Here is a 21,914-nt window from a genome sequence, read left to right on the forward strand (position 1 = left end):
CATGGCCAAACAGAACAAAACGATTATCACCTGCGCCGTCACCGGGTCGATCCACACGCCCACGATGTCCGATCACCTGCCGGTCACGCAGGACGAGATTGCGCGCCAATCCATCGAGGCGGCAGAGGCGGGCGCGTCGATCCTGCATATCCATACGCGCGATCCTGAGGATGGACGCCCTTCGGTCGATCCCGATCACTACACGCCGATCTTGGGCCGGGTGAAGCAATCCACCGACGCCGTGATCAACATCACCACGGGCGGCGCGCCCACTATGCTGATCGCCGACCGGATCAAGGCCGCTGAACGGTTCGCGCCCGAGATGTGTTCGCTGAACATGGGGTCGCTCAACTTTGCCTTTCACCCGCTGGCGGGGCGCTATGACAGTTTCAAACATGACTGGGAAAAGGCTTACATCGAAGGGTCCGAGGCCAACATCTTTCGCAACACCTTTGCCGATATCCGGCAGGCGGCGGAAACGCTGGGGCCGCTGGGTATCAAGTTCGAGCATGAATGCTACGATGTCGGCCATCTCTACAATCTGAAATTCTGCATGGATGCGGGCATGTTCAAGGCACCGGTGTTCCTGCAATTCGTGTTCGGTATCCTTGGCGGGATTGGGGCGGACATCGACAACCTCATCTTCATGAAGCGCACGGCAGACCGGCTCTTTGGCGACGATTACCGCTGGTCCGTGCTGGGGGCAGGCAATGCACAAATGCCGCTGGCCACAACAGCGAGCCAGATGGGCGGCAACGTACGCGTCGGTATGGAAGACAGCCTGTTCATCCGGCGCGGAGAACTGGCGACGTCCAACGCCCAGCAGGTGGCCAAGATCAAGCGCATCGTCGAAGACCTCGGGTCTCAGGTCGCCACCCCGGATGAGGCGCGGGAAATCCTTGACCTCAAGGGCGGTGACCGGGTCAACTTCTGACGATGAACGTTCTGTGGATCATGGCCGACCAGCTGCGCTGGGATTACCTGAGCTGTTACGGTGCAAGCCACATCGACACGCCCAACCTCGACCGGCTGGCCGCCCGTGGCGTGCGGTTCAACAAGACCTACGTGCAGTCGCCCATTTGCGGGCCCAGCCGGATGAGTTTTTACACCGGGCGCTACGTGCGCAGCCATGGCGCGACGTGGAACGGCTTTCCCTTGCGCGTGGGCGAAGCGACGCTGGGCGATCACCTGCGTCCACTGGGCGTCACCTGTGGGCTGGTGGGCAAGACGCACATGACCCCGGATCGCGAGGGGATGGCCCGGCTGGGCCTGTCACCCGACACCGAGATTGGCGCGCGTGTCGCGGAATGCGGGTTCGATGTGTTTGTGCGGGACGATGGCACCAACCACTCCGACTATCCCAACCGGCACGGCGCGGACTACGATGCCTATCTGCGATCGCACGGCATGGATGGGGACAACCCGTGGGAAGAGTGGGCGAACACGGCGGAAGCTCCTGATGGGTCGCTGAAATCCGGGTGGCTGCTGGAAACGGCACCATTGCCCGCGCGGGTGCCAAAGGAACACTCAGAAACTGCATGGCTCACCACGCGTGGCATCGAGTATATCGAGGCGCAAGGCGATGCGCCGTGGCTGTGCCACCTCAGCTATATCAAGCCGCATTGGCCCTACCTCGCCCCCGCGCCCTACAACGACATGTACAGCGCCGGGGACTTGCCGCCGGTGAACCGGCGCGATGGCGAACATAAACACCCCTTGATGCAGGCTTGGGCCGACACGCGCATCTGCCGCAGTTTTGCCCGCAAGGACGTGCGCGACGTCGTTGCACCTGTTTACATGGGGCTGATCAAGGAACTGGACGACAACCTCGGGCGGCTGTTTGATTACCTCGAAACCAGCGGGCGGATGGACGACACGATGGTCGTATTCTGCTCGGATCACGGCGACAACATGGGGGACCATGATCTGGGTGAAAAGGACCTCTTCTACGATTGTTCCGCCCGCATTCCGCTGATTGTCTACGACCCGCGGGCGCAGGCGGACGCGACGCGCGGCACTGTCAGTGATGCATTGGTCGAAGGGATCGACCTCGCCCCGACCTTTGTTGATTTCTTTGGTGGCACGGCGCAGCCGCATGTCATGGAAGGCCGTGAGCTGACACCACTCCTGCACGGGCAGGATGTCGAATGGCGCGATCACTGCATCTCGGAATACGACTATGCCACCCGCGACGCCCGCCGTGCAGTCGGCGTGGATCAGAACGACGCGCGCATGGTGATGGTCTTTGACGGACGATGGAAATATGTGCACGTCGAGACGATGCGCCCCATGCTGTTCGACCTCGAAACGGACCCGGACGAGTTGCACGATCTGGGCGCCGACCCCGACCATGCGGATCATGTCGCGCGCCTGCGCGATCTGCATTTCGACTGGGCGCGGCAACACCACAACCGCACCACACGCGACGCCGCAACAATCGAGCGGATGACAGACAATCGCGAACCGCCGGGCATCATCATCGCGTACTGGGATGAGGACGATCTGGCCCGCGACGGCAGGCCGATGCCCGCGCATATCAGGGATGCCTAGCGACTTTTTGGGGAGGAGAAGACCATGGCAGAAATCACGACGGACGTGCTGATCATCGGCACCGGACCGGCAGGCGCGTCCACGGCGGCCCTGCTGGCCAGCTACGGGATCGAAACGATGGTCGTGAACCGCTATCGCTGGCTGGCCAACACACCGCGCGCGCACATCACCAACCAGCGCACTATGGAGGTGCTGCGCGATCTGGGACCTGAGGTCGAGGCAGAGGCGTATATGCACGCAACCGAACAGGACCTGATGGGCGAGAATGTCTTTTGCGAGAGCCTTGCCGGTGAAGAAATTGGGCGGATGAAAAGCTGGGGCAAACACCCCATGTCGCGTGCTGCCCATCAACTCGCCAGTCCCTGCCACATGAACGATCTGCCCCAAACCTTTATGGAGCCGATCCTGTTCTCCACCGCCTGCAAACGCGGCGCGCAGGGACGCCTGTCGACCGAATACCTGTCGCATGTGCAGGACGAAGACGGCGTGACAACAACGCTGCTGGACCGTTTGTCAGGGCGCGAATTCGAAGTGCGGTCCAAGTACCTCGTCGGCGCGGACGGGGGCAATTCGCTGGTGGCCGAACACATCGATACGCCCATTGAGGGCAAGATGGGTGTGGGCGGGTCCATGAACATCTTGTTTCGCGCCGATCTTAGCAAATACGTCGCGCACCGCCCCTCGGTCCTTTATTGGGTGATGCAACCGGGCGCGGATGTGGGCGGAATCGGCATGGGCCTTGTCCGCATGATCCGGCCTTGGAACGAATGGCTGATCGTTTGGGGCTATGACATCACCGAACCAGCGCCGCAGGTGGACGAAGCCTTTGCCACCGGTGTTGCACGGCAACTGGTGGGCGATCCCGAGCTTGAGATCGAGCTGATTTCGGCCAATACGTGGACGGTCAACGACGCCTACGCCACCTATCTGCAAAAGGACCGCGTGTTCATCATGGGCGACGCCGCCCACCGGCACCCGCCGTCGAATGGGCTGGGGTCGAACACGTCTATTCAGGACGGCTTTAATCTCGCGTGGAAACTGGCGGCGGTGATCAAGGGGCACGCGGGGGCGGCCCTTCTTGACAGCTACACTGCCGAACGCGCGCCCATTGCCAAACAGATCGTCACCCGCGCCAACCAGTCCATCGGTGAATTCGGTCCGATCTTCGAAGCGCTTGGCATGACCGGGGGTACGGATATCGACAAGATTCAGGCCAACATGGATGCCCGCTGTGATGCGTCACCAGAAGGAGAGGCGCAGCGCGCCGCCTTGCGTGCTGCGATTGCATTCAAAAAGTACGAATTCGACGCCCACGGGGTTGAGATGAACCAGCGTTACGTGTCCGGGGCCGTGGTGGCGGACGGCCAGCCTGTGCCGACCTTTGATCGCGATGTCGAGCTGTTCTATCAGCCTACAACGTCGCCCGGCGCGCGTTTGCCTCATGCGTGGGTGTTTGACCGGGACACGGGCGCGCAGGTGTCGACGCTGGACCTGTGTGGACGCGGGGCTTTTGCATTGCTGACCGGTATCGGCGGAGAGGCGTGGTGCACCGCGGCAACCGACTTGGCAGATGAGATCGGGGTCGCGCTGCGATGCCACGTGATCGGTCCGCGCAAGGCCTACGTGGATCATGGCGGCGACTGGGCGCAGGTGTCAGAGGTGTCGGATACGGGCTGCGTTCTGGTCCGCCCCGATCACCACGTTGTTTGGCGTGCGCACAACATGGCGGACGATCCCGCTGCGGCATTGAGGCAGGTGATGGATCAGGTGTTGGCGCGCGGCGCGGGGTGATTGCGCTGACCTGCGCGGGGTGTGTGTGCAGGACTGTGCCGCAGTTGTGCCAATGGACTTCAGTTGTATCCGCAGGCCCGCAGCAGCACCGTGGCAAAGTCCTGACGGAAGGTGCGAATGGCGGAAAAGTTGGGGCCTTTGGAATGGTGGGCAAAAACGACGCGGGCCGCATCGTCTGATCCCAGCCAGCCGACATACCATCCTTCGAATTCTGCGGTGTACTGGACGCTTTGCACCCGTCCCGCGCCGGTCTTGCCATAGAGGGTTTGGGTGCCGAAGCGTCCTGTTTCTGCCGCACGGATCAACCCGGACAGTGCGCTGTCGCTGACCGCCAGTTGCCCGGTCAGAAGGCGCTCAAGAAAACGCACCTGTTCGGTGATCGACAGGGCCAATGGCCCACCCAACCAAAAGCCGTCGGAGCCATCCGGAGCGTCGGCGTTGCCGTAGTCCCAATTCGACAGAATATCGCGATAGGTCTGCGCACCCACCTCGATTGCAATATCCTGATAGTACCACAGGGCCGAGCGGCGGAATGCAGATTGCAGCGTCTGCCCCTGCCGCCATTCGCGCGGCCAATAGGCTGCGGCAGGGCGCCGGGCGCGATCCCAGTCACGCCACGCCTCAAGGCCACCCGCCACTCCGGTTTCGAGCGCGATAAGCGTGTTGGGGATTTTGAATGTCGACCAAGGCGCGTGGCGCGTCTCAAGATCACTGTCGGCCAAGATGCATTGCGCCCCGGTGGTGAGGTCACGCGCGAGAAAGCTGGACTGCCTCTGGCCGATCTGATCGGCAAAGACTGCACGATCAAGAACTGTATCCGCGACAGATGCACCGGCTAACGGGAAAGCCAAGCACAGGGCCAGACACGCGCGCCGCATCAATTGTGGTGCTGTCAGGTGAGCCATGGAACGTGTCCTGTCATTCGGTTGCTGGTCAATGCCGGTTGTGCCAACGGTCATTCCGCATCCGCGGCAACTGGGTGTGCCCTAGGAAACCGTGCGGGATCGTGCCGCGCGTTTTTGTAAGCGGTGGGTGTCACCCCGGTGACCCGTTTGAAGGCGGAATAAAACGATGACCGCGAGTTGAACCCAACCTCATAGGCGATGGCCAGAACAGTGGTCTCGCCTGCCTTGACCATCGGGATGGCTTCCTTGACCCGCCAATCGTTCACAAACTCAAAGAACGACTGGTGCAGATGTTGGTTCAGGGTCTGCGAAACATAGTTGAGCGACACGCCGACATGGGACGACAGCGTGCTGAGTGTCAGGTTGGGATCACGGTATAACTGGTCCTGTTGCATCGCGCGGATCAACTTGCGCGCGATGCGGCCTGCTTGGTCCGCTCCAAGCGCACTTTTTTCGTACTTCTTGTCGCAATGCGGTTCCGCCGCATCGAGGGTTTGCGTGGCATGATCCAGCTCGGGTGAGGGGCGCAGACCCCAGAGGGCCACCACCACAACCACCACCAAGACCAGAAAACTGTCCAGCAATGGGCCTACAGGGTCTTGCCCACCCAACAGAACCAGCGTTTCCCCGGCCATCGTCTGTAAGATGTAAAAGCCCATCGCAAAGGCCAGCACGGCAATCCATCGCTGCTCCATCCCTTCGGTGCTGGCGAAATGCTGCTTGAGACGTGCAATGTGCCGGGACTGCGTCTGTGCAATCCAGATCACGTAGACCGCCCACTGCAAAACCAATGCGATGGTCAACAGCGTGAGGCTGACCTGCAGGAACACCAGGCCTGGCGTATCTGTGGTGGCACCGGTGTACCACGCCTCGCGCGTTGCGGCAGGCATTGCCATGCCAATAACCGATACAAAGGCGGCCGTTGCAGGAAGGGCAACGTGGAACGCAGAGGCAGGGCCGCTGTCCGATGTTCCACGCGCGTCCAGCAATTCACGAACATAAAGAAGGAACAGCGGCATAATGCAGAAGTTGACGACGAGGTTCAGAAAACCTGTTCCATCGCGCAGCCCCTGCGGCATCTGGGCGGTCAGAACAAAGGCGAGGCTGTCGACCTCGCTCAGCGCGAATGCGGCAAAGAACAGGGCGAGCGTGGTTCTCGACGGAATGCTGCGCCTTTGCGACCAGCACACCATCGCGGCGAGACTGGCAACCGCAAAGGTTGCGACCACCGACGCAATCAAAAGGTTTAAGGGGTCAAAAGACATAATGGTTTCGGCCTGCGCTAGGGGGCGAATATGACCACGTGCGTATCGCGAAGTCGGCTGCATCTCAACGCGTCGCCCGAAATTGTCTGTCCGGCCCGTTCGGGTCGGACAGTTTCTTCGGTGCTATCGGCGGGCGGTGGGCAGTATGCCATATTGACAATCTAATTGTCATAATGACATCGTAAATGTCATGTTGAAATCCGCGAAAATGTACGAATTGATCTGGATGTCCCGCCCTTTGATGCAGGCGGCCGAAGCCAATGTTGAACAGGGTTTGCGAGGCACGGGGGTGACGGTTCGTATGCGCGCCGTTCTGGAAATTCTTCATGCGCAGGGCGATGCCACAGTGCCAGAGATCGCCCACGCGCTCGAGATCAAGCGGCAATATGTGCAACTTATGGTGAACGACACGCTGGCCGACGGTCTGGTGCGCAAGATCGCAAACCCACGGCACAAAAGGTCGACTTTGATCTCGTTGACGGAACGGGGCCGCGCGCTGATCGAAGGGGTTGTGCGGCGAGAAATGGAACTGGTCCACGCACTTGGCGATGATCTGACCACAGACGAGGTTGAGACGGCGCACCGCGTGGTGACACGGCTCCTGCGGGGGCTCAAATCGCAGGTCCAAAGGCCTGATCCATGATCTACCTGGTTCTGCTGGTTCCGGTCCTTGCTGTTTTGCTGTGGCTGGGCAATGGGATCAGGCAAATCGGCGCCGTAAGCCGGGGGCGTCCCGTCGGCGCACGCGGCAACACGGCGCTGCTGATGATCGACTTGCAGTCCGTGTTCTGGGACGACGGGCCATATCGCGCCCACGACCGATCCACCGCAGAAGCAGCAATTGCCGCAGAGGCAGCACGCGCACGACAAGAGGGCATCGCGATCATCGCAGTGCGGCAGGAATGGTCCATTCCCGCAACCAGATGCCTTGCGCGCCTGACAATGGGTGGGCGGGCCATTGCCGGGACGCCCGGCACTGAATTGGCCGCACCTTTTGCGGACCTGCCCGATCACGTTCTGGTCAAACGGGTGCAAGACGCGTTCGAGACGGGCGCTCTGGATGCTCTTTTGGCCAAGCTGGACGTTGGCACGCTCCGCATCGTGGGACTGGATGCAAGGTACTGCGTTGCCACAACGACCAAAGCGGCGCGACGACGCGGCTATGCGGTTGAGGTGGTGACCGGCGGCGTATTGTCCGCAGATCCCGTCGGCCCACTGGCAACGCTGCAAAAGATCGCGGATGCGGGCGTGGTTCTGAGGTGACAGGCGACGCCTGCGCGTCCGGCTGCGGCCAATCTCTGTGATCTCCTGTCGTCGAACCATGTCGACCCAACCTCTGTCGCGCGATGAGACGTCGGTCTTTTGACCCGCCGCCTATAGGGCGAAACCAATCCGCCGCGCCGGGCTGTCCGCCCCGACTGACGCGGACGTGCCGCAGACCTTCAGATGCCACATGCAACCTGACGGGCGCGTAACGCCGTCCCGTTTTGCTCATTTTGAAGGAACCCAACCATGTCCGTCTTTGATCCAACCGCCCTGAAAGAAGCGCCCGCTGGCGCGTTGCAGGACTTTGCCGATGGCGGTCCCGCACCCGCAGTCCTGATTGAAATTGCCCGCGGGGGACTGTCTGTCCGCAATGCGTGGGGCACAGTCGAATCCGGTGGCGGTCAAGCCGCCAGTACAGATAACCCGTTCGAGATCGGATCACAGACCAAGATGATGACGTCGGTCATCGTGCAGCAACTGGCGGGCGAGGGCATGATCGACTTTGACGCCCCGCTATCCGGTCAGATGGATCTGACGGAGTTGGAAGGTATCGCCAACATCGACACTGTCACTGTGCGGGAATTGCTGGCCAACCGGTCAGGCATCCCGGATTTCGATGCGGTGCCCGGTGAGACCGGTCTGCCGGCGTATATTGAGCATCTGGTGTCCAACCCGGATCAACCGCTTGGGCCTGACGACCTGTTGGCCTTCGCCTCTGGCGAACCCGCCGCCTTTGCGCCCGGCACGGCTTATGCGTACTCGAACACCAACTTTCTTCTCTTGCAGAAACTGATCGAACAGGTGACCGGCGACAGGTTTGCCGATGTCTTGTCGGACCGGATTTTCGATGCCATCGGGATGGGCGACAGTGGATTGCGGGCGGACGGTGCGACGGGTCCGCTGCTCCGCTCTTACAGCGCGTTGATCCCTGGACAATTGGTTGATGTGACCGATGCGCCACTGGATTTGGGCGCAGCGGGTGGTGTGCTGTCGACCACTGCCGACATGATCCGCTTTTTTGACGCGTTGCTGGTGTCGCGAACGTTGCTGTCTGCCGACCAACTGACCGACATGTTGGATTTCCGTGCGCCGGATGGCACCTCCGGACTTAACGGAGAGAGCCTTGGCCTGTCATCGGGCGTGATATCTGGCCAGCAAGTCATCGGCTTTGCGGGTGGTACGCTGGGGACCAACACCGCGACGTTCCTGCACGTGGAGTCTGGCACGATTTTCAGCATCGCCGCCACGCATTCGGGGGCGGAGCCGATTGACCTTTTGGTCCGTGCAATCGCTGCCGTAACGGGGGACGATGCATGGGCCAGTTTCGATCCCACTGCGGACAACATTTCTATCGCAGGAACGGCGGCCGACATTGATGTGTCCGAGGGTGTGGATACGGTCGGAGGGTGCAAGACCGTGCTGGAGGTGGATGATGTCAGCCTGAGTTTCGGCGGGCGGCTTGGTGATCTCGATACCGGGCGTTTCAGCTTTTCCGATGGCTCTGTCCTCTGGGTCGGTTCGGCGGGTGCCGACCGGTTCGACGTTTTGCGCCGGACCCCGGATGCCGCGCACAGCGACAACCAATTGATTGGCCTCGACGGCAACGATCTGCTGCGCGGCGGGCATGGCGATGACCGGCTTGTGGGGGGCGCGGGGCGGGATCACCTTGTCGGGCGCGCGGGGGATGACCGTCTCGACGGTGGGCAAGGGCGGGACACCTTGCGCGGGGATCACGGCGACGATGCGTTGAACGGCGGTGCCGGGCGTGACCGCCTGCTGGGGGGCAACGGTGATGACATGCTGTCGGGTGGCAGTGGTGCGGATGTACTGCGCGCCGGTGCCGGGGACGACACGCTTGCAGGCGGCGCGGGGCACGACCACCTCTGGGGCGGCGCTGGTGCGGACACCTTTGTGTTCGACGTCATGGCCGGTCGGGATCGCATCCACGATTTCAACATCAAAGAGGATGTGTTGGATTTTTCTCAATTGGTCGACAGTTTTGACGATTTGCAGATCATCGCAGGCGATGGGTATGCGTCAATCATCTGCGGCGATTTGGATGTCTGGGTTTTCGGTGACTTGCCCGAGCTTCTGACGACTGAAAACTTTGTGTTTTAGAAATCGAACCGGGGGCGCAGGCGTTGTGAGCGTGCGCCCCACATGACGTGAACGAGGAGGGCCGCCGACATCAAGCCGCCGCGACCGATTTACCAGCAGCCGTTTGGGGTGCAGTTCACTTGTTTTGGCAATCGTAGGGATCAACGCGCGCCGCACACCCGCAAGTGGAGGGACACACCGTCAGGATGCATTGCCCGAGTGGCCGGTTTACCAGATTTAACGGCGTCAACATTGGGGCTTTCGGCAGAACACCAGCGCGTACGGGCCGCCGATCCAATAGGTTAGGAGCGCCGCGCTTGTGAGCGGCGCGGATCGTCTTTGCTAACTTGCTGAGCCGGTTCGGTCACCTATCTGGCGCAACCGAACCAAAGGCGTCCAAAGCAATCGTATTCGACGAAAGGCGCATGCCAGATGTAATCTGAACCGATCAAATTGACCCATATCACATCCCTTTTGCCAATGCGCACTACAAGATCGAAAGACCAAATCGCAGGCGACATTCGTTGAACCAAGAATTGCAAAATCCCGAACGATTGCGACGTGTTCTCACGACGCCGCTTTTGACACTTTACGGTCTTGGGGTGACGGTCGGGGCCGGGATTTATGTCTTGGTCGGCGCGACCGCAGCAGAAGCCGGGCCGTTTGCACCCTTCTCCTTTTTGATCGCTGCAATCGTTGTGGCATTCACGGCCTTTTCCTACGCCGAACTGTCCACCCGGTATCCGGTCAGCGCGGGCGAGGCCGCCTATGCCGAAGCGGGGTTCCGCTCTGGCAGTGCGGCGACGTTGACTGGGTTGGCCGTGGCCTTGTCCGGGATGGTTTCCGCTGCGGCGGTTGCGATTGGAGCGGCCTCCTATCTGAGTGTACTGACGCTGACGCCACCCGAGGTGCTGATTGCAGCCATTGTGGTGGTTGTGGGGCTTGTTGCGTTGTGGGGCATTGCGCAGTCCGTGACGGTGGCCGCGATCATCACTGTCATCGAAATCTCCGGGTTGGTTTTCGTCATTGTTTGGGGGTTCTTTGTCGCTGACCCAAATGGTGTTCCGCTTTCGAATATGGTCCCGGCGCCATCAGGACCCCATTGGGTCGGTATCGGCGCGGCGTCGCTTTTGGCGTTCTTTGCCTTTGTCGGGTTCGAAGACATGGCAAATGTCGCGGAAGAGGTGAAAGATCCGGTCCGGACAATGCCCAAAGCCATTCTGTGGACGCTCGCGCTGGCCACGATCCTCTATGTATGCACCACATCTGCGGTGCTGTTCGCGGTTCCCATAGAAAAACTGGCGCGGTCTTCGGCGCCGCTTGCCTTGGTCTTTGAAATGGCCCCGGCGACCGTCAAGGCTGCGTTTTCCTTTGTTGCTATTGTTGCAACGCTGAACGGCGTTCTGATCCAAACCATCATGGCATCACGGGTGATCTATGGGCTGGCTGATCGGGGCCATTTGCCTGTGGCCTTCGCAAAGGTGTCGCATCGTACGCGGACACCGGTCGTCGCAACGCTCGCGGTTGTGGCGATCATTGGTGTGCTGGCCCTCTCGCTGCCCATCACGGATTTGGCCGAGCATACGTCTCAGATCGTTTTGCTTGTTTTCGTTGTTGTGAATGTGGCGCTCATCAAACTCAAGTTGGCACAGCAGACCGCAAGCGCTCATTTTCATGTGCCCATGATTGTGCCCGTTTTGGGCGTGATCACCAGCCTTCTGCTGCTTGGCACGTCGTTCTTGTGAAAGATGCGCGCAGGTGGAACGCCAGCCGACTGGCCTGCCATTGACGCTGATCAATCCCCGCTGCGTGTGATGCGTTAGCCTGCTGTTCGAATGAGCAACGGACAAGAACATGCCTGCATCAGACATTCCCGACCGGCCGCCTCAAGAAGCGCCGATGCCAGTTGATCCGAAACCGGGACCCACCCCGGAAGAGGCCCCGCAACCCGTCGATCCCATGCCTGATCCAGCTTGGCCAGAAGTGCCGGAGACGCAAGACTCCGATGCCGACCCAGAACCTGATCCCTTGGACGAAGGGAATTTTCCGATCTAGCGGCGGTGTTCTCCGGGCTTGATCGGATGAGATATGGAATACGGCGCAAATGACGCGGTTTTTGGTGATCGGTATCGCGATTGGCGTAATTCTGTTGGCTCTGGTCGGCTGGCGCATTTTTGACCACGTGGCGGATCGCGCGGAAATGGTGCGATTGCGGCATTTACAGCCGGAAAGCCCGCAGCGCTTTGGGTACGACATGATCTCGGGCTTGCCGGACCCGGCCCAACGGTTTTTCAGATTTTCTATTGCCGAAGGCACGACGCTGCGACCCGTGGTGGACATCCAGATGGCCGGCCAGTTCAGTCTGGGGGACAAGAAGGATCCAAGAGACATGGCCATGCACGCCACGCAAGTGTTGGCCGCACCCTACGGGTTCGTCTGGAAAATGCGTGCCCAGTCCGGTCATCTGCGGCTTTCGGGTTCAGACAGCGGCAGGTGGACACGGTTTTGGATGGGTGGGTTGCTGCCCGTGGTCCGTGCGGGGGGTGATCCCGATCATGCGCGTTCCGCCTTTGGGCGCAGTGTGGCAGAGGCGGTATTCTGGTCACCTGCGGCTGTCTTGCCATCGGCCAATGTCGTTTGGGAACATGTGGATCAGGACACTGCGCGTGTGACCGTTTCGCATGAAGGGCTGGTCCAGAGTATCGATTTGACCGTTGCGGCAAACGGGCAGCCGACCGAAGTGGTGTTCCAAAGGTGGAGCGACGCGAACGCTGACAAGGTGTTCCGATTGCAGCCCTTTGGCGGGTATCTGTCGGATTTTCAGGATGTGCAGGGGTATCGCCTGCCCACACGTGTCGAGGCGGGCAATCACTTTGGCACAGACGCGTATTTTCCGTTCTACCGCGTGGATGTCACTGCGATCTCTTTTCCGACGCCAGACCGCTAAGGCAACGCGCGCTGAGTTTTGATCTGTCTCAACGCTTCACCAGCATGAGCTGGCAAATGTGACCTTGTCACTGAAGCCCGCAGTTTTCCGCGACACACTTCTAACCAAGCTGAGAATGGAGACACACATGGCGCAGTATCCGATTAACATGCACGTCCAACCGGTTATCGAGCCCTTCCTCGATCTGGAGACCAACACGATCAGTTATGTCGTGACGGATCCAGATACGGCGTCCTGCGCCGTGATCGATTCCGTGATGGACATCGACTATGCCGCAGGGCGTATCACCTACGAGCACGCCGACGAGATCATCGCATATATCAAAAAGCACGATCTCAATCTGGAATGGCTGATCGAGACGCATGTCCACGCGGACCACCTGTCTGCGGCCCCGTATATCCAAAGCAAACTTGGCGGCAAAATCGGCATCGGTGACCAGATTACGACCGTGCAGGAAACCTTTGGCAAGGTCTTTAACGAAGGGACGGAATTTCAACGGGACGGCTCACAGTTCGACAGATTGTTCAAGGATGGCGATACCTATCAAATCGGGGGCATGACCGCCTTTGCGATGCACACGCCGGGACATACGCCGGCCTGTATGGTGCATGTGATTGGCGACGCGGCCTTTGTCGGGGACACGCTGTTCATGCCCGATGGCGGATCAGCGCGTGCCGACTTTCCCGGTGGTGATGCGGGCGAGCTTTACGATTCTATCCAGAAGGTGCTCGCGCTGCCGGACGATATGCGCCTGTTCATGTGCCATGACTATGGCCCCGATGGGCGCGACATTATGTGGGAAACCACGGTGGCTGAGGAAAAGGCCGAAAACATCCATGTCGGCAAGGGCAAGAGCCGCGAGGCGTTCATCCAGTTCCGGGAGGCGCGGGACGCAACGCTTGATGTGCCAAAGCTGATCCTGCCGTCGTTGCAGGTCAACATGCGTGCAGGTGACGTGCCCACGACCGAAGACGGCAAGCCGATGCTCAAGGTGCCGGTCAACGCAATCTGAGACGGACCGATCCAGATCGCATTCAGGAGACACGACATGGACATTCGCAAAATATCGGACCAGTTTTTTGTTGCCCCGCAGATCTCGGAAACGGATTTGGCGGCAATCAAGGAACGGGGCATCAAATCCGTCATCTGCAACCGTCCTGACGGCGAAGGTGCGGACCAACCGGTGTTCGAAGAGCTGGCCCAGACCGCGGGCAAGCTGGGCTTGGAGATGCGATACATCCCGGTTTCCGGCGGTTTGGTTCACGACGCAGATGCGCACAATTTCGCATCCGAATTCAACGCGTTGCCCAAACCGGTCCTCGCCTACTGCCGTACCGGAACGCGTTCCGCCACGCTTTGGTCCTTGGCGCAATCCAAGGACATGCCGCTGACCGACATCCTGAGCGCGACCAAAGCCGCCGGGTACGACATGAAAGGCGTCGTGCGGCGCATTGCAAATGGCGGCAAGACCCCGGCGGATCAGGCGGATGCCACGTATGATGTGGTGATTGTGGGGGGAGGGGCCTCTGGTATTGCGGTCGCGGCGGGGCTGATGGCACGCAAACCGGGCCTTGAGATCGCTGTGATTGATCCCGCCGACGCGCATTACTACCAGCCCGGATGGACCATGGTGGGCGGCGGCGTATTCAACGCCGAGGACACGGTTCGCACCATGGGATCACTGATCCCGAAGGGGGTGCATTGGCTGAAATCTGCCGTGGCCGCATTTGAACCTGACAAGGACGCCGTGATCCTTGATGGGTGCCGGGTGGTGAAATATGGGCGGCTGGTGGTCTGTCCGGGCCTCAAACTCGACTGGCATCGCGTCGAAGGGCTTGTCGAAACGCTCGGGCGCAATGGTGTGACGTCGAATTACCGTTACGACTTGGCCCCCTACACATGGGATCTGGTGTCGGGCATGACGTCCGGGCGCGCGATCTTTACGCAGCCACCTATGCCGATCAAATGCGCCGGCGCGCCGCAAAAGGCGATTTACCTGTCGGCTGACCATTGGACCCGCAAGGGTGTGATCAAGGACATCGACATCAGGTTTCACAACGCGGGCGGCGTGCTGTTCGGTGTGAAAGATTACGTGCCTGCGCTGCAAAGCTACGTGGATAAGTATCGGATCGGTCTGAACTTTTTTCACAACCTTGTCGCGATTGATGGCCCCGCCAGAAAGGCTTGGTTCGACGTTTCCAAACCGGATACGCAAATTGAACGGGTCGAAGTCGATTTCGACATGATCCACGTCACACCGCCACAATGCGCACCGGATTTTATCGCGGTCTCTCCGCTTGCCGACGCCACGGGGTGGGTCGAAGTGGATCAGGCAACGCTGCGCCACAAGATATTTGAGAATGTTTGGTCACTTGGTGATGTGATGAACGCCCCTAATGCGAAAACCGCGGCCGCCGCGCGCAAACAGGCGCCTGTTGTTGCCGACAACATCATCGCCGATATCCAAGGCCGTGCTCCGGTGTCGCAATATGACGGGTACGGTTCGTGTCCACTGACTGTGGAGCGGGGCAAAATTGTACTGGCCGAGTTCGGCTATGGCGGAACATTGCAGCCCAGCTTTCCGCGCTGGTTGATTGACGGCACCAAGCCCAGCCGCCTGGCGTGGTTGCTGAAGGAAAAGATCCTGCCGCCGGTCTATTGGAAAGCGATGCTGAAAGGCCGTGAATGGCTGGCCACACCCGAGAAGCTGACGGCGCGCTGATCATGTCGCACAAGGTCACATGGTCGCGTTTCTTCCCGATACTGGAATGGGGCTCCACCTATTCTGGCGCGGCCGCGCTGAATGACCTGACGGCGGCTGTCATCGTGACGATCATGTTGATACCGCAGTCACTGGCCTACGCCATGCTCGCGGGCCTGCCGCCCGAGGCCGGGCTATATGCGTCGATTGTGCCAATTCTTCTTTACAGCCTGTTCGGCACCAGCCGATCCCTGGCCGTGGGGCCAGTTGCTGTTGTCTCTCTCATGACCGCTGCGACATTGGCGGAGGTCACGCAGGCCATAGATGTTGGCTATGCGACTGCCGCACTCAGTTTGGCGGGGATGTCGGGTGCGATCCTGCTGACCATGGGTTTGTTGCGGTTGGGGTTTGTTGCGAACTTCCTGTCACACCCGGTGATATCCGGATTTATCACCGCGTCTGGCATCCTGATTGCCGTCAGTCAGCTCAAGCACGTGCTGGGCGTTGAGGCGCATGGTCATACCTTGCCGGACATCGCGGGGGCGATTTTTGCGCATGTGACGCAGACGAACCTGCTCACGCTTGCTATCGGGGCAGGGGCCATCGTGTTTCTGTTCTGGGTGCGGACGGGGTTGCGGCCCACCTTGATTCGCTTGGGGCTGCGGCCCGGTGCCGCCGATTTCATTGCCAAGGCCGGACCGGTGTTGGCCGTTGTCACGACGACGCTGTGCGTTTGGGGGTTCGACCTTGACCACGCCGGGGTCCAGATCGTGGGGGCTGTCCCGCAAAGCCTGCCGCCCTTTACGCTGCCGGACGTGTCGTTCGAACTGCTGGCGGCGCTCTTTGTGCCAGCGGCGTTGATCTCCATCATCGGATTTGTTGAATCCATTTCCGTCGCGCAGACCCTTGCCACAAAGAAACGCCAGCGGATCGACCCTGATCAGGAACTGATTGGTCTGGGTGCGGCGAACCTTGGCGCATCCCTGACTGGCGGTTTTCCTGTGACGGGTGGGTTTTCACGCTCTGTCGTGAACTTTGACGCGGGGGCGCAAACCCCGGCTGCCGGTGCCTATACCGCCATTGGTCTGGCCGTGGCTGCGCTGTTCCTGACGCCCCTCATCTTTTTTCTGCCCAAGGCCACGCTTGCGGCCACGATTATCGTGGCAGTCCTGTCATTGGTGGATATCAAGACCCTGCGCCATAGCTGGACCTATTCCAAACGGGACTTCGGGGCGGTCGCAGTGACTGTGTTGCTTACGCTGGGACTTGGGGTCGAACTGGGTGTAACGGCGGGCGTGCTGCTGTCACTGTTACTTTTTTTGTACGACACCTCGCGGCCCCATGTTGCCGAGGTCGGCCTTGTCCGGGGCACGGAGCATTTCCGCAATATCCTGCGCCATGAGGTTGTGACCGATCCAACCGTCCTGAGCCTGCGCATTGATCAAAGCCTCTATTTTGCGAATGCACGGTTCCTCGAAAACTACATCTATGACCGGATCATTGATGACAACGACCTCAAGCACGTCATTCTGATGTGTTCAGCGGTCAACGAGATTGATCTGAGCGCGCTGGAAACGCTGGAACTCATAAACATCCGGCTCAAGGAGTTGGGGATTGTCCTGTCTTTGTCCGAGGTCAAAGGCCCCGTGATGGACCGCCTGCGGCGGGGTTCATTTTTGGATCACCTGACAGGTCACGTGTATCTGTCGCAATTTGCCGCCTTTCGGTCGGTCACCTCTCAACCGGACACGGTGTCAGCCCTGGCTGCGCAGGATTGCGCGAATGTATTTTGCCGCTGAGCGATAGTGGCTTGGCCCTGCCGCTTCGGCCCATCTGCCGGGTGTCCAGTTGTTGTTGGCCCCCAGCATCGGGCCGGCATAAAGGTCCGTTTCTGAATGATCTGACAGAAACTGAATGAGCTTGTTGTGACGGCTTTGCAGCAACGTGCAAACCGCTGCCCAATCAAGATGGGATTGTTTGTCGCGCAGATCGGCGTTGTAACGCTTCAGGTCGTTCCATTTGTAACCTTCTGCGGGAAAATACACCTTTTTGCCTGCCGCCCCATCCCTGTACCAGCCAAGGAACAGATCAATCCAATGGGCACGATGGCCGATCACATGTTTGATCGATACATCGTCCTGGCCCAGTGCCGCCTGTGCCTGACTCAGTGGTGCTATCAGGTTCTGGAGCTTTGCGTATTCCTTTTCCGTCAGGGCGATCAGTTCAGCTTTGCTGCCGCAAGCCATTCCGCGGCCCTCAATGGGCCAACAAAATGGGCAATTCGGTCTGTTCAATCATCGTGCGGGTGGTGCCACCGAAAACGGTCTGGATCATCCGCGCGTGACCGTAGGCTCCCATGACAATCAGGTCTGCGCCGAACTCTGCGGCCCGGTCCTGAATGGCCTTGCCGATCTCGCCGCCGCCACTTGGGAATTGAGACACAGTCACGGTGCACCCGTGATGGCTGAGCCATTTGGCAACATCCACACCGGGGTCCTGACCGTCCTGCGTCTCTGTCATCACCGGATCAAAGCAGGCAACAGCGACCTCGCTTGCCTGTGTGAGATATGGCAGCGCCGTATGCACGGCCGCCGACGCTGCCTTGCTGCTGTTCCACGCAACGAAAACGCGTTCCGCTGATTGACCAACGGACCCGTTCAGGCGCAACCCGATAGGGGCGTGGAACAACACACCGGCCACTGCTTCGCGCATCACCTCGGGTGTGTCGCGCAGATTGGGCGCGACAAATGCCTCATCGCTGACACGGGCAAGTCGCGAAACGTGGTGTTTTACGTCCGTCGTCACACAGAGGGCAGAATGGACGGTGCCAGAGGCGTTGCTTTTGGCGAGCAGCGCTTCGAGGGCGTCAACGCGGTCCGCTTGCGCTTGTTGTGCCGCCTCCACTGTCTCGTTCCAATTGTCGGGGATGTTCATGCCGCCATATGGGGGCACGCCATAGGCATACATCGGCAGGGCAGGGGCCGGTCCAAGCAACAGGCAGATCAGATGTGTGCCGTCCTGCGCGGCCGCTTCTGCTGTTTCGGTTATGTTGGCGTCGGGCGTTTCGGTATCGAGGATAAAGAGGATTGTGCGGCGCTGCATGGCAAACTTCCTTTGGCATGGTATCCGGCAGCTGCGCCGGATCAATTGCACGCACCCTGCCGCATCGTGCCGTCGTCCAACTGACAAAGATCAAACCCACGGGACGTTCCGGATGACATGATATCGCCAGACGAAAGCATCCGGACGGCGGACCAATGGAATTCAGGGATTACTACAAGACGTTGGGCGTCGCCCGAAACGCGGACGCCGAAGAGATCAAGAAGGCCTTTCGCAAGGCTGCCCGCAAGTATCACCCGGATATCAACGCGGGCCCGGAGGCCGAGGCAAAGTTCAAGGACGTGAACGAAGCCTATGAAGTCCTGAAAGACCCAGAGCGCCGCGCGGCCTACGATCAACTTGGACAGGAACCGCTACGCGGCCAAGGGCAATATCAGCCGCCCCCGGATTGGAACGGCGGCTTTTCGTTCTCTCAAAGCGGACCCCACGAGGGCGAGGCGTTCAGCGATTTTTTCGAGACCCTGTTTCGGCGTGGCGCTGGTCCGACGTCCGGTGCGGGGGCGGCGCGCGGTCCCGACAGCCATGGCCGGATTGAAATCACGATTGAGGAAGCCTTTGAAGGTGCCAAGCGGACGCTGAGCCTCAGATCGCCGGTTATTGGGCCAGACGGCACCGTATCGTTGCAGGACCGCACCGTTTCAGTGAACGTGCCCAGGGGCGTGGCCGAAGGCCAACACATCAGGCTTGCGGGGCAGGGTGCGCCCGGTACAGGCGGTGCTGGCGATCTGTTTTTCGAAGTGGCCTTTGCCCCGCACCCGATCTATCGCCCTGACGGAAAGGATCTGTACCTCGATCTGCCCATCGCACCGTGGGAGGCAGCGCTTGGCAGCCACGTGACCATGCCCACACCTGACGGAAAGGTTGATCTACGTATCCCCAAGAATGCGCGTGCCGGACAGAAAATGCGGCTCAAGGGCAAGGGGCTACCGGGGCATCCAAAGGGCGACATCTACGCCACGTTGAAAATCGTCAACCCAAAGGCTGACACAGCCGAGGCGCGCGCGTTTTTTGAGAATATGGCACAGCAGATGCCGTTCGATCCGCGCGCCCATCTAGGAGGTTAGTTCATGAAAAAGACAACCTTGCGCAGCGAAGTTGTAGATACGCTGTCCCTGCAGGACCTCTGCCGGTTTTGCCATGCGGACGAAGCATGGGTGATCGAGTTGGTCGAACACGGCGTTCTTGATCCTGTTGGCGGAACCAGCAGCAACTGGCGTTTCGTCGGCGAAAGCATCCGGCGCGCCAAAAAGGCGCGGCGCCTCAACAGGGACTTGGGCGTGAATACCGCAGGCGTCGCTTTGGTTCTGGACCTGCTGGAAGAACGCGATGCGGTGATGCGGCGGCTGGCGCTCTATGAGACACCTTGAGCCGTTCAGGGTCTGAGGCTGATCCGGGTGCCTTTGGTGCCGTTCACCAACGCCCTGCAATCTGACAATTGGCCAATCGCGGCAAAGCCGCCTGTCGCCGTGGCAAAGTCACATGCGGCATCGACCTTTGGCCCCATGGATCCCGCAGGAAAGGACATTGCGGCCAGTTCCGAAGGCGTGGCCGTGCGAAGGATCGCCGCATTCGGGCCTCCCCAATCGGTAAACACGCCAGCCACGTCCGTCAGCATGAGGAACGCATCCGCGTTTACCTGACGCGCAAGAAGCCCACTTGCATGATCCTTGTCGATAACGGCTTCTACACCGACCATCGTGCCGTCTGGTTTCTGAACAACGGGAATGCCGCCGCCGCCTGCGCAAATGACAATGACCTTCTGCTCAAGCAGCAAGTTGATCACATCCAGTTCCAAAATCCGTTTGGGCCGCGGGGATGGCACAGTGCGCCTCAGATACGCACCGTCCCTGCCGATGGTCCAACCGCGTTCGGCGCTTAGTTTTGCGGCCATGCGTTCTTCATAAACCGGTCCGATGAATTTTGTCGGGGTTTGAAACGCAGGATCGGCGGGATCGACTTCGATCTGGGTCAGAAGTGTCGCGTAGGTCGCGTCGGGCAAATGCGCGTTGTCCAATTCCTGTTGCAGGACATAGCCGATCATCCCTTCGGTCTCTGCCCCCAACACGTCCAAAGGAAACGACCCGCCCTGCAAGGCCAGATAGCCAACCTGCGGGCCATTGCCGTGGGTGATGACAACCTCGTGGCCAGCATCCAGCAATTCAGACAGTGACTGCGCCGCAATCCGTATACTGGCGCGCTGGCCCTCGGCAGTGAGTGTTTCATCACGTCTCAGCAGGGCGTTCCCGCCCAGAGCAACGACAATTCGCATTCAGGACCCCAATGTTGCGACCAATACGGCCTTGATGGTGTGCATTCGGTTTTCTGCTTGGTCAAAGACGATGGAGGCCGGGCCTTCGAACACGTCCTCTGTAACCTCCATCGCATCCAGCCCAAAGGTATCGTGAATATGCCGACCCACCTCGGTTTCGGTATTATGGAACGCTGGCAGGCAGTGCATGAATTTGGCGTGTGGATTGCCGGTCATCGCCATGATATCCGCGTTCACCTGATACGGCGTCAGCAGCTTGATCCGCTCGGCCCAAACCTGTTCCGGCTCTCCCATGGAGACCCAGACATCGGTGTAGACAATGTCGCAGGCACGCACGCCCGCCTGCACATCTTCGGTCAAAAGAATGCGCGCGCCGGTGCGCCGGGCCTCGGTTCGGGCTTCGTCCACGATTGTCTGATCGGGCCACAGCGCCTCGGGGCCACACAGACGCACATCCATCCCCAGCTTGGCGGCCCCAATCAGGAGACTGTCGCCCATATTGTTGCCCGCGTCGCCCAGAAAACAGAACGCGATCTGGCTCAGAGGTTTGTCCACATGCTCTGTCATGGTCAGCACATCAGCGAGGATCTGCGTGGGATGAAACGCGTCCGTCAGTCCGTTGTAAACCGGCACGCCGGACCACTTTGCCAGCGTCTCCACGATGTCCTGACCAAAGCCGCGGTACTCAATCGCGTCATAGACCCTGCCCAGCACGCGCGCGGTGTCCTTGATGCTTTCTTTCTTGCCAATATGGCTGCCCGACGGCCCGAGATAGGTGACATGCGCGCCCTGATCGTGGGCGGCGACTTCGAATCCGACCCGCGTGCGGGTCGAATTCTTTTCGAAAATCAACGCGATTTCGCGACCCTTGAGTGTCTGCTGTTCCGTGCCCGCGTATTTTGCGGCCTTCAGATCCGCCGCGAGCTTTAGGAGAAATTTGATCTCTTGCGGGGTGAAATCCCGCAGCGAAAGGAAGGAACGGTTTTTGAGATTGAAGGCCATT

At 59.9% G+C, this 21,914-nt stretch carries 19 protein-coding genes; 13 read left to right on the forward strand and 6 right to left on the reverse strand.

All coding sequences use genetic code 11. The features are described from left to right. Position 1 precedes the first annotated feature (1 nt). Genes Q1A85_RS16890 through Q1A85_RS16900 form a run of 3 tightly spaced genes read left to right on the forward strand, consistent with a single transcriptional unit; the run spans position 2 to position 4,341 of the window. Positions 2–934 (forward strand): 3-keto-5-aminohexanoate cleavage protein, encoded by a 933-nt coding sequence (locus Q1A85_RS16890; RefSeq protein ID WP_299692054.1) that lies wholly within the window; start codon positions 2–4, stop codon positions 932–934. Between the two features lie 2 nt (positions 935–936). Continuing rightward, complete coding sequence (locus Q1A85_RS16895; protein WP_299692058.1) at positions 937–2,550, forward strand: alkaline phosphatase family protein; 1,614 nt, start codon at positions 937–939, stop codon at positions 2,548–2,550. 24 nt (positions 2,551–2,574) lie between these two features. Further along, positions 2,575–4,341, forward strand: coding sequence for an FAD-dependent monooxygenase (locus tag Q1A85_RS16900; RefSeq protein WP_299692061.1), 1,767 nt, complete (start codon positions 2,575–2,577; stop codon positions 4,339–4,341). Positions 4,342–4,400: 59 nt separating this feature from the next. Here Q1A85_RS16900 and Q1A85_RS16905 read toward each other — a convergent pair whose 3' ends face one another. Together Q1A85_RS16905 and Q1A85_RS16910 are read right to left on the reverse strand one after the other, a co-directional pair. After that, a complete protein-coding gene (locus Q1A85_RS16905; RefSeq protein WP_299692064.1) occupies positions 4,401–5,246 on the reverse strand; it encodes a penicillin-binding transpeptidase domain-containing protein in 846 nt (281 codons plus the stop codon). A gap of 50 nt (positions 5,247–5,296) precedes the next feature. Next, entirely contained in the window at positions 5,297–6,511 is a 1,215-nt protein-coding gene (locus tag Q1A85_RS16910; RefSeq protein WP_299692067.1) for an AraC family transcriptional regulator, read from the reverse strand. A gap of 208 nt (positions 6,512–6,719) precedes the next feature. Between Q1A85_RS16910 and Q1A85_RS16915 the strand changes: the two genes are divergently transcribed. The 8 genes from Q1A85_RS16915 (at position 6,720) to sulP (ending at position 17,321) form a co-directional block, all read left to right on the forward strand. Further along, complete coding sequence (locus Q1A85_RS16915) at positions 6,720–7,154, forward strand: MarR family transcriptional regulator (RefSeq protein WP_299692070.1); 435 nt, start codon at positions 6,720–6,722, stop codon at positions 7,152–7,154. Then, positions 7,151–7,774: an isochorismatase family cysteine hydrolase gene (locus Q1A85_RS16920; protein WP_299692073.1), complete on the forward strand. Its 624-nt coding sequence runs from the start codon at positions 7,151–7,153 to the stop codon at positions 7,772–7,774. Before Q1A85_RS16915 ends, Q1A85_RS16920 begins: the two co-directional genes overlap by 4 nt. A 249-nt stretch (positions 7,775–8,023) precedes the next feature. After that, entirely contained in the window at positions 8,024–9,895 is a 1,872-nt protein-coding gene (locus Q1A85_RS16925) for a serine hydrolase (RefSeq protein ID WP_299692076.1), read from the forward strand. A gap of 533 nt (positions 9,896–10,428) precedes the next feature. Further along, positions 10,429–11,619, forward strand: coding sequence for an amino acid permease (locus Q1A85_RS16930; protein ID WP_299692079.1), 1,191 nt, complete (start codon positions 10,429–10,431; stop codon positions 11,617–11,619). A gap of 359 nt (positions 11,620–11,978) precedes the next feature. Beyond that, entirely contained in the window at positions 11,979–12,821 is an 843-nt protein-coding gene (locus Q1A85_RS16935) for a DUF6544 family protein (RefSeq protein ID WP_299692082.1), read from the forward strand. 127 nt (positions 12,822–12,948) lie between these two features. Then, on the forward strand, positions 12,949–13,833 hold the full coding sequence (locus Q1A85_RS16940) for an MBL fold metallo-hydrolase (RefSeq protein WP_299692085.1): 885 nt from the start codon (positions 12,949–12,951) through the stop codon (positions 13,831–13,833). 36 nt (positions 13,834–13,869) lie between these two features. Beyond that, a complete protein-coding gene (locus Q1A85_RS16945; RefSeq protein ID WP_299692088.1) occupies positions 13,870–15,543 on the forward strand; it encodes a bifunctional protein tyrosine phosphatase family protein/NAD(P)/FAD-dependent oxidoreductase in 1,674 nt (557 codons plus the stop codon). Between the two features lie 2 nt (positions 15,544–15,545). Further along, positions 15,546–17,321, forward strand: a complete 1,776-nt coding sequence (gene sulP, locus Q1A85_RS16950; RefSeq protein ID WP_299692299.1) for a sulfate permease — start codon at positions 15,546–15,548, stop codon at positions 17,319–17,321. On the opposite strand, the gene Q1A85_RS16955 is transcribed toward sulP, so the two are convergent. Together Q1A85_RS16955 and Q1A85_RS16960 are read right to left on the reverse strand one after the other, a co-directional pair. After that, complete coding sequence (locus Q1A85_RS16955) at positions 17,277–17,768, reverse strand: ClbS/DfsB family four-helix bundle protein (protein ID WP_299692091.1); 492 nt, start codon at positions 17,766–17,768, stop codon at positions 17,277–17,279. The two genes, sulP and Q1A85_RS16955, sit on opposite strands and share 45 nt — an antisense overlap. Before the next feature lie 10 nt (positions 17,769–17,778). Then, on the reverse strand, positions 17,779–18,624 hold the full coding sequence (locus tag Q1A85_RS16960) for a universal stress protein (RefSeq protein ID WP_299692093.1): 846 nt from the start codon (positions 18,622–18,624) through the stop codon (positions 17,779–17,781). A 155-nt stretch (positions 18,625–18,779) separates the two neighbouring features. Here Q1A85_RS16960 and Q1A85_RS16965 point away from each other — a divergent pair, with 155 nt between their 5' ends. Both Q1A85_RS16965 and Q1A85_RS16970 read left to right on the forward strand, forming a co-directional pair. Further along, the gene (locus Q1A85_RS16965) at positions 18,780–19,706 is read left to right on the forward strand and encodes a DnaJ C-terminal domain-containing protein (protein WP_299692096.1); all 927 of its coding nucleotides are present in this window, start codon (positions 18,780–18,782) and stop codon (positions 19,704–19,706) included. Between the two features lie 3 nt (positions 19,707–19,709). After that, complete coding sequence (locus tag Q1A85_RS16970) at positions 19,710–20,009, forward strand: chaperone modulator CbpM (RefSeq protein ID WP_299692099.1); 300 nt, start codon at positions 19,710–19,712, stop codon at positions 20,007–20,009. A 5-nt stretch (positions 20,010–20,014) separates the two neighbouring features. Here Q1A85_RS16970 and Q1A85_RS16975 read toward each other — a convergent pair whose 3' ends face one another. Both Q1A85_RS16975 and argF read right to left on the reverse strand, forming a co-directional pair. Further along, a complete protein-coding gene (locus Q1A85_RS16975) occupies positions 20,015–20,911 on the reverse strand; it encodes a carbamate kinase (protein WP_299692102.1) in 897 nt (298 codons plus the stop codon). Next, complete coding sequence (gene argF, locus Q1A85_RS16980; protein WP_299692105.1) at positions 20,912–21,913, reverse strand: ornithine carbamoyltransferase; 1,002 nt, start codon at positions 21,911–21,913, stop codon at positions 20,912–20,914. It abuts the gene before it with no gap. Between the last annotated feature and the right edge of the window lies 1 nt (position 21,914).

Source organism: uncultured Tateyamaria sp., from assembly GCF_947503385.1.
In the GTDB taxonomy this organism is placed as follows: Bacteria; Pseudomonadota; Alphaproteobacteria; order Rhodobacterales; family Rhodobacteraceae; genus Tateyamaria.

Bases quoted from the DNA above. Each gene is read 5' to 3' on its own strand.
- Q1A85_RS16890 (WP_299692054.1), top strand. From the start codon at position 2: ATGGCCAAACAGAACAAAACGATTATCACCTGCGCCGTCACCGGGTCG.
- Q1A85_RS16895 (WP_299692058.1), top strand. From the start codon at position 937: ATGAACGTTCTGTGGATCATGGCCGACCAGCTGCGCTGGGATTACCTG.
- Q1A85_RS16900 (WP_299692061.1), top strand. From the start codon at position 2,575: ATGGCAGAAATCACGACGGACGTGCTGATCATCGGCACCGGACCGGCA.
- Q1A85_RS16905 (WP_299692064.1), bottom strand. From the start codon at position 5,246: ATGGCTCACCTGACAGCACCACAATTGATGCGGCGCGCGTGTCTGGCC.
- Q1A85_RS16910 (WP_299692067.1), bottom strand. From the start codon at position 6,511: ATGTCTTTTGACCCCTTAAACCTTTTGATTGCGTCGGTGGTCGCAACC.
- Q1A85_RS16915 (WP_299692070.1), top strand. From the start codon at position 6,720: ATGTACGAATTGATCTGGATGTCCCGCCCTTTGATGCAGGCGGCCGAA.
- Q1A85_RS16920 (WP_299692073.1), top strand. From the start codon at position 7,151: ATGATCTACCTGGTTCTGCTGGTTCCGGTCCTTGCTGTTTTGCTGTGG.
- Q1A85_RS16925 (WP_299692076.1), top strand. From the start codon at position 8,024: ATGTCCGTCTTTGATCCAACCGCCCTGAAAGAAGCGCCCGCTGGCGCG.
- Q1A85_RS16935 (WP_299692082.1), top strand. From the start codon at position 11,979: ATGACGCGGTTTTTGGTGATCGGTATCGCGATTGGCGTAATTCTGTTG.
- Q1A85_RS16940 (WP_299692085.1), top strand. From the start codon at position 12,949: ATGGCGCAGTATCCGATTAACATGCACGTCCAACCGGTTATCGAGCCC.
- Q1A85_RS16945 (WP_299692088.1), top strand. From the start codon at position 13,870: ATGGACATTCGCAAAATATCGGACCAGTTTTTTGTTGCCCCGCAGATC.
- sulP (WP_299692299.1), top strand. From the start codon at position 15,546: ATGTCGCACAAGGTCACATGGTCGCGTTTCTTCCCGATACTGGAATGG.
- Q1A85_RS16955 (WP_299692091.1), bottom strand. From the start codon at position 17,768: ATGGCTTGCGGCAGCAAAGCTGAACTGATCGCCCTGACGGAAAAGGAA.
- Q1A85_RS16960 (WP_299692093.1), bottom strand. From the start codon at position 18,624: ATGCAGCGCCGCACAATCCTCTTTATCCTCGATACCGAAACGCCCGAC.
- Q1A85_RS16965 (WP_299692096.1), top strand. From the start codon at position 18,780: ATGGAATTCAGGGATTACTACAAGACGTTGGGCGTCGCCCGAAACGCG.
- Q1A85_RS16970 (WP_299692099.1), top strand. From the start codon at position 19,710: ATGAAAAAGACAACCTTGCGCAGCGAAGTTGTAGATACGCTGTCCCTG.
- Q1A85_RS16975 (WP_299692102.1), bottom strand. From the start codon at position 20,911: ATGCGAATTGTCGTTGCTCTGGGCGGGAACGCCCTGCTGAGACGTGAT.
- argF (WP_299692105.1), bottom strand. From the start codon at position 21,913: ATGGCCTTCAATCTCAAAAACCGTTCCTTCCTTTCGCTGCGGGATTTC.